Origin of the sequence: Rhizobium sp. Leaf311 (assembly GCF_001423445.1) — a bacterium.
Taxonomy (GTDB): Bacteria; Pseudomonadota; Alphaproteobacteria; order Rhizobiales; family Rhizobiaceae; genus Agrobacterium.
Genome location: NZ_LMNZ01000023.1, coordinates 1 through 467, shown reverse-complemented (window position 1 = coordinate 467; position 467 = coordinate 1). Strand labels below are relative to the sequence as shown.

The window sequence follows — 467 nt, the reverse complement described above, 5'->3', positions numbered from 1 at the left end:
TGCATGGCTGTCGTCAGCTCGTGTCGTGAGATGTTGGGTTAAGTCCCGCAACGAGCGCAACCCACGTCCTTAGTTGCCATCATTCAGTTGGGCACTCTAGGGAGACTGCCGGTGATAAGCCGCGAGGAAGGTGTGGATGACGTCAAGTCCTCATGGCCCTTACGGGATGGGCTACACACGTGCTACAATGGCGGTGACAGTGGGACGCGAAACCGCGAGGTTGAGCAAATCCCCAAAAACCGTCTCAGTTCAGATTGCACTCTGCAACTCGAGTGCATGAAGGCGGAATCGCTAGTAATCGTGGATCAGCATGCCACGGTGAATACGTTCCCGGGCCTTGTACACACCGCCCGTCACACCATGGGAGTTGGTCTTACCCGACGGCGCTGCGCCAACCGCAAGGAGGCAGGCGACCACGGTAGGGTCAGCGACTGGGGTGAAGTCGTAACAAGGTAGCCGTAGGGGAA

At 57.8% G+C, this 467-nt stretch carries 1 rRNA gene (running past one end of the window); it reads left to right on the top strand.

Features of this window, described 5'->3' with window-relative positions:
• Positions 1–467 (top strand): 16S ribosomal RNA (locus ASF69_RS21355) (its annotated part extends 769 nt beyond the left edge of the window); the annotation flags it as partial.